The organism is Mesorhizobium sp. CNPSo 4689 (genome assembly GCF_057784325.1).
In genome coordinates, this window is the sequence record NZ_JBWLUZ010000002.1 from 53,889 (window position 1) to 69,034 (window position 15,146).

Consider the following 15,146-nt stretch of genomic DNA (forward strand, 5'->3'; position numbering starts at 1 on the left):
GAACCATGGCAGCACAGGTTGCGACCGTGTCGCGCAACGGGCTGAGATCGGCCTTGCCGCTGCTTGCGCCTGCCTATCTCTGGCTGACGGTGGCGATCTTCCTGCCTCTGTCGGCCATGGTCTTCTTCTCGTTCATGACCGACCTGCCGCTGTCGGGAAAGCCGTGGGCGTTCACGCTCGGCAACTATGCCGCCTTCTTCTCGCAGAGCCTCTACCTGACGCTGCTGCTGGCTTCGCTACGCCTCGGACTCGAGGTGACGCTGTGGTGCATCGTCATCGGCTATCCTGCCGCCTACGTGTTGGCCAAGGTGCTGAAGGGGCGCAGCCGCGAGGCGATCTTCCTGCTCGTCATCCTGCCGTTCTGGTCGAACGGGCTGGTGCGCATCTTTTCCTGGGCGATGGTGCTGCGCGAGGGCGGCATCCTCGACACGGCACTGAATGCCGTGCTGCCGTTCAAGATCAACATCGACCTGATGTATTCCTACCCGGCCGTCATCATCGGCCTGGTGCACTCCTACGTGCCCTATATGGTGCTGACCTGTTATCTGACGCTGCAGGCCATCGATGACTCGCTCATCGAGGCCGGGCGCTCGCTCGGCGCGACGCGGCTGCAAGTGCTGAAGCGGATCATCATCCCGCTCTCCATGCCCGGGCTGGTGGCGGGTGCGGCTTTGATCTTCGTGCCGGTCGTCGGCTCGTTCATGGAGCCGCGCATCCTCGGCGGCCGCACCGGTACCTTTTACGGCACGGTCATCGAGGACCAGTTCGTCGCCGTGTTCAACTGGCCGCTTGGCGCGGCCTTGTCCTTCATCCTGCTGGCTGTGGTGCTGGTCATTTTGGCGGTGGCGTCGCCGGTGCTGCGGAGGGCCGCGTGATGATGACGACGCGCGTCCTTGAATGGCTCGGCCGCCTCTACATCTGGCTGCTGCTCGCCTTCCTCTATCTGCCGATCGTCATCATGGCGCTGATGTCGTTCAACGTTTCGCCCTTCTACCAATTGCCGTTCGAATGGACGACGGAATGGTACGCCTCGCTATGGCAGAACGACCAGCTGATCTCGGCGAGCTGGAACAGCATCGAGATTGCCGTCATCACTACCATCATCTGCACCGTGCTCGGGTCGGCAGCGTCGCTGGCGCTCTACCGCTATGAATTCCGCGGCAAGAAATTCCTGCAGGCGCTGCTGTTCCCGCCGATCGCCATTCCGTGGCTGATCACCGGCACGGCGATGCTGATCTTCTTCTTCGGCGTCGGCATCGGGCGCGGCCTGTTTGCGATCCTGCTCGGCCATGTGGCGCTGGCGCTGCCTTATGTCATCGTCGTGGTGTCGGCGCGGCTGCAGACCTTCGCGCCGGAGCTGGAAGAGGCGGCGCGCTCGCTCGGCGCCAACCAATGGCAGGTGACCAGCCGCGTGACGCTGCCATGGATCATGCCCGGCGTGATTGCCGGCGGGCTGTTCGCATTCGCCGTGTCGTTCGACCAGTTCGTCGTCTCCTATTTCCTGTCGACGCCGGGTCAGACGACGCTGCCGGTCGAGATCTACGCGGCGATCCGCAAGGGTTTCACGCCCGAGATCAACGCGGTCTCGACGATCATCATCGCCGTCTCGATGGCGCTGATGCTGCTCACGGCGCGCTTCTTCAAATTCGGCGGAGAGAAATAATGGCAGGCGTCCAGGTATCGAACGTCTCCCGCAGTTTCGGCGCGCACAAGGCGCTGGACGACGTCTCCATCGATTTCGCCGATGGCGGTTTTTATGCGCTGCTCGGGCCGTCGGGCAGCGGCAAGACCACGCTGCTCAGGCAGATCGCCGGGTTCGATTTTCCCGACTCCGGCCGCATTGCGATAGGCGGCGAGAGCGTCGAGCGGGTGCCGGTCGAGAGACGGCAGATCGGCATGGTGTTCCAGAACTATGCGCTGTTTCCCAATATGAGCGTCGCCGACAATGTTGCCTTCGGCCTGTCGGTGCGCGGCGAGCCGAAGGCCACCATCGCCACGGAGGTGCAGCGAGCACTGGATCTCGTGCAGCTCGGCAAGCTTGGCGGCCGGCGGCCGCACCAATTGTCGGGCGGCCAGCGCCAGCGCGTCGCGCTTGCCCGCGCCATCGTCACCAAGCCGCGTGTACTGCTGCTCGACGAACCACTGGGCGCGCTCGACAAGGCGCTGCGCGTCGACATGCAGATCGAGCTGAAGCGCATCCAGCGCGAGATCGGCATCACCACCATCTTCGTCACCCACGACCAGGAAGAAGCGCTAACGATGAGCGACCGCATCGGCATATTGCGCGACGGCAGGCTGGTGCAGGAAGGACCGCCCGAGGAGATCTACGACAGACCGCAAAGCGAGTTCGCCGCTACCTTCCTCGGCGACGCCAACATTTTTCGCGGTGAAGCGACGGGCGACGGTATTCGGCTGCCGGACGGCACGGCGATTGCTGCAGGCGCCGGCGCGAAGCTTGCTGCCGGCGCCAAGGCCAGCTGCGCCGTTCGGCCCGAACGCATCCAGATATCGACCGGCACGGGCAGGCTGGAATCGGCCAACGCCAATAGCCTGAAGGGACAGGTCTCCAAGCGCATCTTCGCCGGCAACAACAGCACATATTTCGTCGAACGTGCCGGGCAGACACTGAAGGTGATCGTGCAGAATACCGGCGCCGATCGCCTCGCCGAGGGTCAGCCGGTGATGCTCAGCTGGTCGCCGGAAAGCACCGTGCTGATCGCCGCAGGCTAGCAGGCATTGTCGCGTGTCCAATCGGCCCGATGTCGGAATTGGCACTTTCCGGTCCTGATGGGAAATGATGGTGCCGGGCTTAGCTGATGCAGGGGCCATGGCGTTATATCCAGTCCTCGACGGGAGGAATGGATGGCAAGCATGGGTTTCGAACCTGATGTGAAGGTTCGCACCAGCGAATACCGGGTCGGCTGCATCGGCGCCGGCATGATCATGGCCGAATGCCATCTCGCTGCCTACGAGCAAGCGGGCTTTCCGGTCGTCGCGATCGCTTCTCGAACCAGGGCGAATGCCGAGAAGGTCGCGGCCCGCTGGGCTATTGCGACCGTTCACGACACGCCGGAGCAGCTGATCGAGGATCAGCAAGTCGAGATCGTCGATCTTGCCTTTCCGCCCGACCAGCAGCCGGCGCTGATCCGCCACGCGCTGAAGCAGAAGCATATCAAGGCCATCTTGGCGCAGAAGCCGCTGGCTCTGTCGGTCGAGGAAGCGGTCACGCTGCGTGACGAAGCGGCCAAGTCCGGCAAGATCCTCTCGATCAACCAGAACATGCGCTACGACCAGTCGATGCGTGTGCTCAAGCAGATCATCGACAATGGCGAGCTTGGCGACATCGTCTTCGCGCAGATCGACATGCATGCGATCCCGCACTGGCAGACCTTCCTCGCCGACTACGACCGGCTGACATTAGCCAATATGAGCGTGCACCACCTCGACGTGCTGCGCTTCCTGTTCGGCGATCCCCAGGAGATCACCACGCTGACGCGCAAGGACCCGCGCACCAAGTTCGACCACTCCGACGGCATCACGGTTTCGACCCTGCGTTTCCCTTCGGGGGTGCTCGCCGTATCGCTGGAGGATGTCTGGTCCGGACCGCGCCAGGAAGGCTATCACGACGACCAGCACATCAACTGGCGCGTCGACGGCACCAAGGGCGTGGCCAAGGGCACGATCGGCTGGCCGAAGGGCGTGGCCTCGACACTGACCTATGCCTCGACAGAGACGACGGGCGGCGAATGGGTGACGCCGCGCTGGGACACGATGTGGTTCCCGCATGCCTTCATCGGCGTCATGGAACAGCTGCAGCATGCGGTGAAGACCGGAACGCCACCGGCGCTGTCCGTCGCCGACAACGTCAAGACCATGGCTCTGGTCGAGGCCGGCTATCGCTCCATGGCGGAAGGCCGCACGATCAAGCTGTCCGAGATATCGACCGATTGAACATCTGGCCGCCGAATAGCGTGGCGGCTAAATCGCTTACCGGGAGGAGTTCACATCATGATGCAGGCAGGTATCTTCACCGGCTATTTCCCTTACGAGCTGGAGGAGGTCGCCAGGCGCATCCGCGGGCTCGGCTTCAACACGGTGCAGCTCGACCTGCATTTCAAGGATATCGACCTCTCGGTCGGGCAGATCACGAAGGACAAGGCAAGAAAGGTCCGCGATACGTTCCGCGACCACAATTTGCCGATCTGCTGCTTGTCGGGCTACACGAACATCATCCACCCGGACAAGGCCGAGCGCGAGAAGCGGCTTGCGTATCTCAAGGAGATCATCCGCAACGCGCGCGAGTTCGGCAGCCCTTATGTGATCTCGGAGACCGGAACCTACAACACCGAGTCCGATTGGGTGCATCACCCCAGGAACAAGACCGAGGAAGGGTTCGAGGAATGTCGCAAGGTGATCTCCGATCTCGCCCATACCGCCTATGACCATGGCGCGGTGTTCCTGCTCGAAACCTATGTCAACAACGTCGTCGGTTCGGTCGAGGAGACGGTGAGGATGTTCGCCCAGGTCGACCATCCCGGTCTCGGCCTGCTGATGGATCCGACCAACTATTTCGAGGCGCACAACATCGACCGCATGGACCAGGTGCTGAACCAGGTGTTCGACACGCTGACCCACAAGATCAGGATCGCACACGCCAAGGACGTCAAGCGCGCCGGCAGCGACAAGTCCGAGAAGCATGCCGACATCGGCGACGACGACGCGCATGAGGGGCTGACGTTCCGCGGCGTCGGCGAGATCGAGCTGCCGGCACCCGGTCTCGGTTCGCTCAACTACGATCTTTATCTTAAGCGGCTCAGCGAGAAGCACCCGAACATCCCGGTCATCATCGAGCATCTGACTGAAGACGACGTACCGCGCGCCAAGACATTTCTGGACGGAAAGTTCCGCGCCAACGGTCTTTGATGACCGCAGAGGAGCCCATGATGGCGGCTGGCAAGACAAAGCGCGATTACAGCCTGGTCGGCGAAAGCACCCGCAGGGCGATCGAGACCGGGCTTGCCTCGGCCGAATGGTACCACACCGACGTCTCGCGCAAGGCTATGAAGGAGCTGATGCAGCGTTGCGACGGCCCGGCGATCCGCGACACGATCATCTGGATCGCCGCCATATCGGGTTCCGCCGCCGGGATCATCTGGTTCTGGGGTTCCTGGTGGGTCGTGCCGTTCCTGTTCGTCTATGGCGTGCTCTACGGCTCCTCCAGCGACTCGCGCTGGCACGAATGCGGCCACGGCACCGCCTTTCGCACGCGCTGGATGAACGATGTCGTCTACCAGATCGCCAGCTTCATGGTGATGCGCAATCCGGTGACATGGCGCTGGAGCCATGCCCGCCACCACACCGACACCATCATCGTCGGGCGCGACGCCGAGATTGCGGTGATGCGGCCGCCGGACCTGCTGAAGGCGGGATTAGCCTTCACCGGCATACTCGATTTCCGCTACTCGCTGCCGGCACTGGTGCGCCAGGCGTTGGGCAGGCTGTCGGACGACGAAAAGAGCTACGTGCCCGAGATGGAGCAGGCCAAGGCCGTCACCGCCGCGCGCTGGCATGTCGCCATCTACATCGCGACGATCGCTCTTGCGATCGCGCTGAGGTCTTGGCTGCCGCCGGTGCTGATCGGCTTGCCGCGCCTCTACGGCACCTGGCACATGGTGATGACCGGCCTGCTGCAGCATATCGGGCTCGCCGACAATGTCGTCGACCACCGGCTGAACACTCGCACCGTCTACATGAACCCGATCAGCCGCTTCATCTACTGGAACATGAACTATCATGTCGAACACCACATGTTCCCGATGGTGCCCTATCACGCGCTGCCCAGGCTGCACGAACTGATCAAGCACGATTTGCCCGTGGCGAACCCGTCGATTTGGCATGCCTACCGCGAGGTCTGGCCGGTCCTGCTCAGGCAGCTGAAGTATGAGGACTATTACCTCAAACGCGAATTGCCGCCGACGGCGAGGCCCTATCGCGGCGAGTTCCACGAGGTCGATATGTCGGCGGCGGCTGAATAGGTTTTCGCCGGCGAGTATGGGGGTAAGACCGGGGAGAAAAAGATGGCCGAATGGGTCGAGGCGTGTGCCGTGGACGATGTCGACGAGGAGGATGTTATCCGCTTCGATCATGGCGGCCGTACCTTTGCGATCTATCGCTCTCCGGACGACCAGTTTTTCGCCACGGACGGGTTCTGCACGCATGAGAAGGCGCATCTCGCCGACGGCCTCGTGATGGACGAGATCATCGAATGCCCCAAGCACAATGGCCGCTTCAACTACAAGACCGGGCAGGCCAAGGGGGCTCCGGTGTGCGTCAACCTCAAAACCTACCCGGTCAAGGTCGCGGCCGGCAAAGTCATGATCGAGATCGACTGATCGCATCCCAAACCGCAAGGAACCAGTCCGATGAGCCGTAAGAGACCGACGATCGCAGATTTGCGCGCCACGAAAGGCAAGCGGCAGCTGACCATGCTGCGCGTGCTGACCATGGATGAGGCCGAAGCCGCCGAACGGGCCGGTGTCGACATTGTGTCGGTGCCGCCGGAGCTGGTGCTCAACCCTCAGTATCGCGATGCGGCGCCGAGCCTTTTCACCATGCCCGGCGAGAACTTTTTCGAGATCGGCACCGCCGACGATTTCGTGCGCTGGGCGTTCCGCCTTTACAAGGCCGGCGCCGACGCCGTCTATTGCAGCGCCGGCTACGCCACCATCAAGCGGATGGCGGACGACGCGATCCCGGTTATCGGCCATGTCGGCCTGATCCCGTCGCGCGCCACCTGGACCGGCGGCTTCAAGGCCGTCGGCAAGACCGCCGACACCGCCATGCAGGTCTTCGAGGCGGTCAAGCAACTGGAAACCGCGGGCGCCATAGGCGCCGAGATCGAGGTGGTGCCGGTCGAGGTGGCCAAGGCGATCTCGGAACGGACGTCGCTGATCATGCTGTCGATGGGGGCGGGCACCGGCTGCGACGCGCAATACCTGTTCGCCGAGGACATACTCGGCCAGAACCGCGGTCACATGCCCCGCCATTCCAAGGTCTATCGCAACTTCGCCGCCGAATATGACCGCTTGCAAGCGGAACGCATCGCCGCATTCTCGGAGTACGTCGCGGACGTCAACAGCGGAGCGTACCCGGAAGACAGGCACGTCGTGCACATGGATCCGAACGAACTCAGCCTGTTCATGAAGAGGGTCGATGGCGTGGCCTGAGCGCCCGGGCCTGCCTTGGTTCGGCTCGTTGGCCGCAGCTACGCCTGCCAGCTCCCCTTGGCGAGCGCGGCGTAGAGCGCCTCGGCCTCGACGCCGAGCGGCCTGTCTTCGGTGAGCTTCGGCACGTGCGTGCGCACCGCCGCATGGATCACGCCGGTGGCCGGCGCCAGCGTCAGCCCATCGCGCAGGTCTATCGCCTGTGCGGCGGCCATCAGTTCGAAGGCAATCAACCGCCGCCACAGCACGATCATTTCGGCGCATTTCGAAACGGCCAGCAGAGTCTGCGTGGCGTGGTCCTCGACGCCTTCCGAGACCGGCAGGAAGTCCAGCATCACCGGATTGGCCTTGTGGCGGATCGCGGCCAGGATTGCCGCCACGGTCTTTTGCAGCGGCACGAAGCCGGCCGAGGCGCCGCCGAGCGGCGACAGATACTTCGGCAGGCTGTTGCGGCCGGAGCCGGTGAGCTGGATGAAGCGGGCGGCGCAGGCCGCCGCACTTTGGGCGATCGCCAGGCCGAGCGTCTCGAAGGCAAGCGCCAGCGAAGCGGTGTGGAAATTGCCGGTCGACAGCACCAGTTCGTCTTCGCCCAGCACCAGCGGATTGTCGGCAGCCGAATTGAGCTCGATCTCGGCCGCCAGCCGGGCGTGATCGATCGTCTGGATCAACGCGCCGTGGATCGACGGCATGCAGCGGATCGACAGAGGGTCCTGCAAGGTCGTCGGCTCCGGAGCCTCCTGGCGGGCAAGCAATTCGCGCAGGCCCTTTGCCGCCAACTGCTGGCAGGCGGCGGGCCGTGCCAGATGCAGGCGCGGATCGAGGATTGTGTGGTTGGCGCCGATGCCTTCCATGGTCAAGGCGCCGGCCTGCTGCTGTTGGGTGAACGCAGAGAGCGCGTCGGCAAGCGCCAGTGCGCCGCTGCCGGTGGAGCCGGCCGAGGCATTGATCAGCGACAGCCCGTCCTTGGGCGCCAAGCCCACGGGCGCGAGGCGCGCCATCATCAACGCCTTGGCCGAGGGCATGCGCCGGCCCTGATAGTCGGCTTCGCCTTCGCCAATCAGCATCCGTCCGAGCGCCGCCATCAGCACCAGATCGCCGGCGCCGATCGAAGCAAGCGACGGCATGACCGGATGGACACCGGCATTGAGAGCATCGAGCAAGGCCACGAACACATGCGGCGACAGGCCGGAGCCGCCTGCCGCAAGCATCGCCACCCGGGCAAACATGACGGCGCGCACGGTTTCAAAGGGCAAAGGCTCGCCGACGGCACCGCTGCGGCCGTCGAGGAGCTGGCGCTGGAAGGCGCTGGCGTCGCCGCTGACCGACGTGCCGAGATTGGCGCCAAGCCCGGTGTTGAGACCGTAGATCTGCTGACCGGCGGCCGCGGCGTCATCGAGCACCTTGCGCGCCTTGACCAGCCGTTCCAGGACGGTGGGCGTAACCTCCACCTTGCATCCTTCGCGGGCGACGGATGCGACGTCCTCGATGCTGACGCCAGCGCCGGTGAGAACGAGCGGGCTCATGCGAAACGCAACCTTTGGCCGATGCCTTGCGCCTGGGCCTTGGCCAGCATCGCCTTGCCGAGCGCGATGTCGGACAGCGACAGGCCGCGATGCCAGAACAGGATCGTCTCGCCGTCGCTCTGACGTCCGGCTTTTAGCCCGGCGGCGATCTGGCCGAGCTCGGCATGCAGCGACTTCTCGCTCAGCCGTCCCGTCTCGACATGGGCGCGCAGCGAACCGAACTTGCCGCCCTTGCACTGGCCCCAGTCGTCGACGACGATCTTCTGCATGATGTCGGTCAGCGACAGCTCCACCGCGCTCATCGTGCCGTAAGGTACGACCAACGCGCCACGCTTGATCCACTCGGTTTTCAACAGCGGCTGCGGTTCCGGCAGCCGCGAGGCCTCGACGACGATGTCGGCACCTTCCACGCAGGTCTTCCAGTCGGCCACCGCCGTGACCGGCTTGCCAAGGTCGGCCGCCAGTTTGGCGGCAAAGCCGTCGCGGCTTTCGGGCCGGCGCGAATGGACGCGGATCTCGTTGAAGTCGAAGAGATGATCGAGCAGGCGCACGTTCCAGTAGGCGGTACCGCGCGCGCCGATATGGGCGAGCACCTTCGATGTTTTCTTCGCCAGATGTTTCGCGCCGATGGCGGTGATCGCTCCGGTGCGTATGTCGGTGATGACGGTGGCGTCCAGGATCGCGCGCGGCGTGCCGGTGCGCGGGTCGAACAGGTTCAGGATACCGAACTCCGACGGCAGACCGTGCTTGTAGTTGTCGACATAGTCGCCGACGATCTTGACGCCGGCCGCATCGAGCGGCGCGACGTAGCCGCGCAGAACATTGAAATGGCCATGGAAGGACGGGTCGGGCTCGAGATGGACACGCGGCTCGATTACGGTCTGGCCGTTGCCCTGGGCGACGAGCCCGGCCTCGACCGCGCCGATGATTTCGGCATCGGTCATGGCAAGCGCCTCGATGTCGAGGGCGTTGAGGTAGTCGATATATATGGGCTTCATGCGTGTGTAGTCCCCGGGGAGCCCCCTTCATGCCATAGCAGGCGGCGAGGCGACACGAAAGTTTGTTAGTCGATATCTGGACGCAGTCGGCCAAATGCTGTTCAAACCGGTTCGTCATGACTGCCGTCCCCGAGAGTGAAGCTTTATCCGAAACGGCCACGAATTCGCGGCGCGTGGCGCTGATCGTCGCCATCGCCTTCTTCATGCAGCTTCTGGATTCGACGATCATCTCGACCTCGCTGCCGCAGATGGGAGCCACCTTCGGCGTGCCTGCGGTGGCGATGAGCATCGGCATTACCGTCTACATGCTGACCATGGCGGTGTTCGTGCCGCTGTCCGGCTGGCTCGCCGACCGGTTCGGGGCACGCAACATCTTCCTTGTGGCGATAGCGCTGTTCACGCTGGCCTCGATCGCCTGCGGCTTCTCGGAGAGTTTGACCGAATTCGTCGCCGCGCGCGCCGTGCAGGGCCTCGGCAGTGCGTTGATGACGCCGGTCGGGCGCATCCTGGTGCTGCGCAACGCCTCCAAATCGGAATTGCTCAACGCCACCGCGCTGATCACCTGGCCGGCGCTGTTTGCGCCGGTGGTCGGGCCGGTGCTCGGCGGGTTCATCACCACTGCGCTCTCCTGGCACTGGAACTTCTTCATCAACATTCCGCTTGGGCTGGCCGGCCTGGTGCTGGTCGCCCGCTTCGTTCCCGGTGACCGCGAGGCCGACCCAAAGCCGCTCGACTGGCCGGGCTTTTTCCTGACATCGGCGGGGCTCGCCTGCCTGCTCTATGGCCTCGAACGCATTGCGCATGCGGAGGATGGCGTCTTGCCGACCGTGATGCTGCTCGCCCTTGGCATGCTGATTGGCTGGCTGGCTGTGCGCCACCTCTTGCGCACGCCGCATCCGCTGCTCGACCTTTCATCGTTCAAGGTGCTGACCTTCGCCCTCTCGACATTGTCGGCCGGCACCATCTTCCGGGTGGCGATCAACGCCACGCCGTTCCTGTTGCCGCTGCTGTTCCAGGTCGGCTTCGGCCTCAGCCCGATCGATGCCGGCATGATGATCCTCGCCTATTTCCTCGGCAATCTCGGCATGAAGGCGGTGACGACACCGACGCTGAGGCGCTTTGGTTTTCGCTCGGTGATGGTCGTCAACGGCGTGGTCGCCTCTTTGTCGATCATCGCCTGCGCGGCAATCTCGCCGCAGACGCCGCAGGCGCTGGTGGTGGCGCTGATGCTGATCGCCGGACTGTCGCGCTCCATGCAGTTCACCGCGCTCAACACGCTTGCTTTCGCCGACATCGCGGCCACGCAGCGCAGTTCCGCGGCGACGCTGTCCAGCATGCTGCAGCAGGTGGCGATGCTGTTCGGCGTCGCGGTCGCGGCGGCGATCCTCAATTTGTCGCAGATCGCGAGAGGCCAACCGGCGCTTGATCTCGTCGACTTTCGAATAGCCTTCCTCGTGATCGGCGTGATCGGGTTGGTGGCCGCATTCCGCTTCCTGGCATTGCCGCGCAGCGCGGGCGCCGAAGTTTCGGGCCATGCGCTGGAGAATTGAAATCGAACTCCTCCAGGCGCCTGCCCTCCGGCCCTGCAAAAAGCGAGTTTGACAAAGGGGTTGGCTGTCGTTGCTGAGGATATGATTCATTGCACTGACAGATCGATTCAACGAAAGGACCCGCGCCATGGCCACCATAAGACTTCTGAGCGATGCCGAGGTGGAACGGATCCCGGCCGTGAAGGCCGTGTTCGACGACATCCGCGCCACGCGAAAGTCCGATTTCGTCAACAATTTCTGGCGCGGGCTGGCCAATGATCCGGTGGCGCTGAGGCGGATCTGGGAGCAGCTGAAGGCGGTGATGGTGGCGGACAGCGCCATCGACCCGCTGACCAAGGAGATGATCTACATCGCGATCTCGACCGCCAATGGCTGCTCCTATTGCGTCCATTCGCACACGGCCGCGGCGCGCGCCAAAGGCATGACCGACGCGCAGCATGGAGAATTGGTTTCGATCATCGGGCTCGCCGGCCAAACCAACCATCTGGTGACGGCAATGCAGATCCCGGTCGATCCACAGTTCGAGGTGAAATGAGGGGCGGCTTGGCGGCATGTGCGGTTTAAGAATTCTGGCTAAAATTGTAAGCGCGGTCATCGCCGAGTTTTAGGAAATTGACCCTAGGCTGCTACGGAGGAGATGCCAGAAGTCGATAATGTCAGCGATATTCAATAGAAACGTTCTTCTGGCGATAGCACTCGCGGTGCTGACTGTAGTGGGCTTCTGGCTGTGGACCGACCCCAAGCAGCCAGCACAACTCCCGACCTTTAGCCGCAGTGTCGCGAAATCGCTCGACGAAGGGATCGCACGCTACGGTGTCGAGGGCTTTCGCAAAAAGAACGAACAGGAGTTTCGTGACGCTCTGGCAAACTTTCAAAAGAACGGACCTAAAGCGCCCGGCACGCCGCAATAGAGGCAGCGTGATTGGGATGTTCGGCAAAGCTTTCACACCGGCCGATACACCTTTTCCGCCGTATTCCAGAAGATATCCGCTAGCGCGGCCACGCCATGCTTCGCTACCGCCGCGCGGTGCGCCTTGATCAGCTCTGCATGGCTGGTCCACAGTTTCTCGATCGGGAAGTTCGAGCCGAACATCAGGTGGTCCGAGCCAAGGATGTCGATCGCATTGTCGACGATATAGCCAATCAGCGCCGGGTCGTTGCGGTGGACGAAGGTGCCGAGGCCGGAGAGCTTGGCGTAGAAATTGGGCGCGGCGGACAAAGTGCGCAAGCCGGCCTTCCAGGCCTCCGTGGTTTCCGGCTCCATGCCGGTCAGCATGCCGGCATGGGTGAGGATGAAATTGGTCTCTGGGTTTTCGCCGACCAGCGTCAGCCCGTCTTTCATCTGTGCCGGGAAAAGCTGCAGGTCGAAGGACAGGCCATAGTCCTTCAGCCGGGCGACATTGGCGCGCACCTTGGGGTCGATGACCTGGTCGGCCGAGGCGGCGAAGCGGAAGGCCGGTGTCTCGTGCCAGTGAAGCTGCATGCGCACGCCGCGCAGCAGCGGATACTTTTTCAGCCGGTCGATCTGGTGGCGGACATCGTCGACCGTCATGTCGGCATAGCCGACGATGGCATGCGGCCAGCCGGTTTCTTCCGCGGTCTTCTGCAGGAAGGCGACCTCGTTTTCGAAGTCTTCCTTCGCCCAGTTGGTCTGGACATAGACAGCCTTCTCGACGCCGGCCCCCTTTTGGTCGGCCAAGAATTCCTCGATCGGATAGTCGCGGCGGATCGGCTCGTAGAGACCAAAAATGCGCGGCACCATCGGTCCGACCAGCCAGGGCTGGTCCTTTTGGCGCCAGATGTGGAAATGCGCATCGATCGCTTTCTGCATCATGAGACCCTCTTCCAGATTGCCGCGGCCGCCGGGGCAGGGCGCGCGAGCGACAGGATGAAATCGGTGAGGCTTTTCACCGACGAGCCGTCGACGAGATCGTCGAGCACTGGCAGGATAGCGCGAAGCGCTGCCGTGGCCGGCCGAAAGCGCGGGTCGCCAGCCAGCGGTGTCGCCAGTGACAGCCGGAAGGCGCGGGCGCTCAGCCGGCGCATCGCGATCTCCAGCTCGGCATGATCGCCGCGCTCTAGCGCGTCCGACAGGATGATCACCGCCGCCCCGCGCGCAAAGGCGGAAAAGCGTGGCACCGAGAGGAAGGCGACCAGCGTCGGTCCCATTCTCGTCCCGCCATCCCAGTCGTCGACCTGTGCGGCCGCGCGCGCCAGCGCCTGGCCGCGGTCGCGGATGCGCAGCGCCGAGGTGATGCGGGTGAGCCGCGTGCCGAAGGTGAAGATCTCGGCGCGGCCGGCGCCCTGCACGGCGGCGTGCGCCAGCCGGAGGTAGTCTGCAGTGTGCAGCTTCATCGAGCCGGACACGTCGATCAAAAGCAGCAGCTTGCGCGGTACGGTCTGGCGACGGCGCAGCATCGGCGAGGGGATGTCGCCATCGGCACTGACGATTTCGCTCAGCGAGCGGCGCAGGTCGAGCGTGCCGCGCGATCGCGTGCGGATGGTGCGGAAGGAGCGGCGGGCGGGCAGGGCGGAGGCGAGCTTGCGGCGGAAGGGGGCGAGGCTGTCGCTGTCACGCTGGAAGTCGCGGCTGCTCAACTGTTCGATGGCCGAGGAAATTTCGCCGCCTTTCTCCTGGCGGGTGGTCTGGTTCTCTTCCTCGCGCATGCCGCGATCATCCTTGATGCGGGTTTCCTCGTCTTCCTCACCGTCGATCGAAGGTCGGGCATCGCCATAGAAATAGCTGCGAAAATGCGCCTCGAATTCGGCGCGGCGGTCGGGCGAGGGGGCAAGCGTGGCCAATGCTGCCTCGCGAATATCGGCCATCGAGCGCGGCCCGAGCAACGTCACCGCCTGCATGAAGCTGGAGATCTGCTGCGGCGCGATGGCAAAGCCGCAGCGGCGCAGCAACCGGCCGAAGCCGAGCATGGGTTCCGCGGCGCGGGGTAAGTTCGCGGCGGGTCTCAAGCCAGAGCCTCCTCGACGATCCGGCCGAGCTCCGGCGCAATCGAGGACATATCCTCCTCGTCCTTGATCAGCACGCCGATGGCGCGGCGGAAGGCTTCCGGCCACGGGCTGCCGCCCTTTTCCAGAATGGTGGCGGCATTGGCCCATTCGACCGCTTCGGCGATGCCCGGGGGCTTCGCCAAGGGACGGGCGCGGATGGTCTGCACGGCATTGGCGACGGCACGCGCGGTGGCCTCTGCCACGTCGCCGGCGCGCAGCATGATGATCTCGGCCTCCCGGTCGGCATCGGGATAGCCGATCCAGTGATAGACGCAGCGCCGGCGCAGCGCCTCGGCGAGTTCCCGGGTGCGGTTCGAGGTCAGGATAACGATCGGCTGCGTGGCGGCGCGGATCGTGCCGCGCTCGGGAATGCTAATCTGGAAATCGGAGAGGAATTCCAGAAGCAGCGCTTCGAATTCATGATCGGAGCGGTCGATCTCGTCGACCAGCAGCACACGCTGCTCCGGCACCTTCAGCACCTGCAGCAGCGGCCGGGCGATCAGGAACCGGTCTTCGTAGATGTCGATCTCGTGCTCGCCGGCATGACGGATGGCGAGCAATTGACGCTGGTAGTTCCATTCGTAGAGCGCATGCGCGGCGTCGATGCCCTCGTAGCATTGCAGCCGCACCAACTCGCGGCCGAGCAATTCGGCGATCGCCTTGGCCGCTTCCGTCTTGCCGACGCCGGGCGCACCTTCTAGCAGCAGCGGCTTGCCGAGGCGGATCGCCAGGAAGATGGCGGTCGCAAGGCTCTCATCTGCCAGATAGCGCGAAGCGGCGAGCCGCGATGCCACCGCCTCGGGCGAGGGCGCGACAGTCTCGGCGCTTGGATCAGGCATTTCGCCC

General features: G+C 63.9%; 16 protein-coding genes. 11 read left to right on the plus strand and 5 right to left on the minus strand.

All coding sequences use genetic code 11. The features are described 5' to 3' along the window. Positions 1-5 precede the first annotated feature (5 nt). The 8 genes from AC04SI_RS03130 to AC04SI_RS03165 all read left to right on the plus strand — a co-directional run bounded on the left by AC04SI_RS03130 (position 6) and on the right by AC04SI_RS03165 (position 7,226). Positions 6-875 (plus strand): ABC transporter permease, encoded by an 870-nt coding sequence (locus AC04SI_RS03130; RefSeq protein ID WP_404282438.1) that lies wholly within the window; start codon positions 6-8, stop codon positions 873-875. After that, positions 875-1,663, plus strand: a complete 789-nt coding sequence (locus AC04SI_RS03135) for an ABC transporter permease (RefSeq protein WP_404282437.1) — start codon at positions 875-877, stop codon at positions 1,661-1,663. The genes AC04SI_RS03130 and AC04SI_RS03135 overlap by 1 nt, the downstream gene beginning before the upstream one ends. Continuing rightward, complete coding sequence (locus tag AC04SI_RS03140; RefSeq protein WP_404282435.1) at positions 1,663-2,730, plus strand: ABC transporter ATP-binding protein; 1,068 nt, start codon at positions 1,663-1,665, stop codon at positions 2,728-2,730. Before AC04SI_RS03135 ends, AC04SI_RS03140 begins: the two co-directional genes overlap by 1 nt. A gap of 132 nt (positions 2,731-2,862) precedes the next feature. Then, positions 2,863-3,951 (plus strand): Gfo/Idh/MocA family protein, encoded by a 1,089-nt coding sequence (locus AC04SI_RS03145; protein ID WP_404282433.1) that lies wholly within the window; start codon positions 2,863-2,865, stop codon positions 3,949-3,951. Positions 3,952-4,008: 57 nt separating this feature from the next. Further along, the gene (locus AC04SI_RS03150) at positions 4,009-4,923 is read left to right on the plus strand and encodes a sugar phosphate isomerase/epimerase family protein (RefSeq protein WP_488473903.1); all 915 of its coding nucleotides are present in this window, start codon (positions 4,009-4,011) and stop codon (positions 4,921-4,923) included. Between the two features lie 17 nt (positions 4,924-4,940). After that, positions 4,941-6,035: a fatty acid desaturase family protein gene (locus AC04SI_RS03155; protein WP_404282429.1), complete on the plus strand. Its 1,095-nt coding sequence runs from the start codon at positions 4,941-4,943 to the stop codon at positions 6,033-6,035. Positions 6,036-6,077: 42 nt separating this feature from the next. Next, complete coding sequence (locus AC04SI_RS03160; RefSeq protein WP_404282427.1) at positions 6,078-6,392, plus strand: MocE family 2Fe-2S type ferredoxin; 315 nt, start codon at positions 6,078-6,080, stop codon at positions 6,390-6,392. Positions 6,393-6,422: 30 nt separating this feature from the next. Further along, positions 6,423-7,226 carry a 3-methyl-2-oxobutanoate hydroxymethyltransferase gene (locus AC04SI_RS03165; RefSeq protein ID WP_404282425.1) on the plus strand — a complete coding sequence of 268 codons (804 nt, stop codon included), beginning with the start codon at positions 6,423-6,425 and terminating at the stop codon, positions 7,224-7,226. A 38-nt stretch (positions 7,227-7,264) separates the two neighbouring features. Here the strand turns inward: AC04SI_RS03165 and AC04SI_RS03170 are convergent, their stop codons facing one another. Together AC04SI_RS03170 and AC04SI_RS03175 are read right to left on the minus strand one after the other, a co-directional pair. Next, complete coding sequence (locus AC04SI_RS03170; protein WP_404282423.1) at positions 7,265-8,746, minus strand: HAL/PAL/TAL family ammonia-lyase; 1,482 nt, start codon at positions 8,744-8,746, stop codon at positions 7,265-7,267. Next, on the minus strand, positions 8,743-9,744 hold the full coding sequence (locus tag AC04SI_RS03175) for an ornithine cyclodeaminase family protein (RefSeq protein WP_404282422.1): 1,002 nt from the start codon (positions 9,742-9,744) through the stop codon (positions 8,743-8,745). Before AC04SI_RS03175 ends, AC04SI_RS03170 begins: the two co-directional genes overlap by 4 nt. Positions 9,745-9,860: 116 nt before the next feature. Here AC04SI_RS03175 and AC04SI_RS03180 point away from each other — a divergent pair, with 116 nt between their 5' ends. The 3 genes from AC04SI_RS03180 (at position 9,861) to AC04SI_RS03190 (ending at position 12,205) form a co-directional block, all read left to right on the plus strand. Then, a complete protein-coding gene (locus AC04SI_RS03180; RefSeq protein WP_404282420.1) occupies positions 9,861-11,294 on the plus strand; it encodes a DHA2 family efflux MFS transporter permease subunit in 1,434 nt (477 codons plus the stop codon). 127 nt (positions 11,295-11,421) lie between these two features. After that, positions 11,422-11,829 (plus strand): carboxymuconolactone decarboxylase family protein, encoded by a 408-nt coding sequence (locus AC04SI_RS03185; protein WP_404282418.1) that lies wholly within the window; start codon positions 11,422-11,424, stop codon positions 11,827-11,829. Positions 11,830-11,947: 118 nt separating this feature from the next. After that, positions 11,948-12,205, plus strand: coding sequence for a hypothetical protein (locus AC04SI_RS03190; RefSeq protein ID WP_404282416.1), 258 nt, complete (start codon positions 11,948-11,950; stop codon positions 12,203-12,205). A 32-nt stretch (positions 12,206-12,237) separates the two neighbouring features. On the opposite strand, the gene AC04SI_RS03195 is transcribed toward AC04SI_RS03190, so the two are convergent. From AC04SI_RS03195 to AC04SI_RS03205, 3 genes are read right to left on the minus strand one after another with little or no spacing between them, the layout of a single operon-like run. Beyond that, positions 12,238-13,125, minus strand: coding sequence for an amidohydrolase family protein (locus AC04SI_RS03195; RefSeq protein WP_404282533.1), 888 nt, complete (start codon positions 13,123-13,125; stop codon positions 12,238-12,240). After that, on the minus strand, positions 13,125-14,222 hold the full coding sequence (locus AC04SI_RS03200; RefSeq protein ID WP_404282531.1) for a vWA domain-containing protein: 1,098 nt from the start codon (positions 14,220-14,222) through the stop codon (positions 13,125-13,127). Before AC04SI_RS03200 ends, AC04SI_RS03195 begins: the two co-directional genes overlap by 1 nt. Before the next feature lie 35 nt (positions 14,223-14,257). Next, positions 14,258-15,139, minus strand: a complete 882-nt coding sequence (locus AC04SI_RS03205) for an AAA family ATPase (protein WP_488473904.1) — start codon at positions 15,137-15,139, stop codon at positions 14,258-14,260. Between the last annotated feature and the right edge of the window lie 7 nt (positions 15,140-15,146).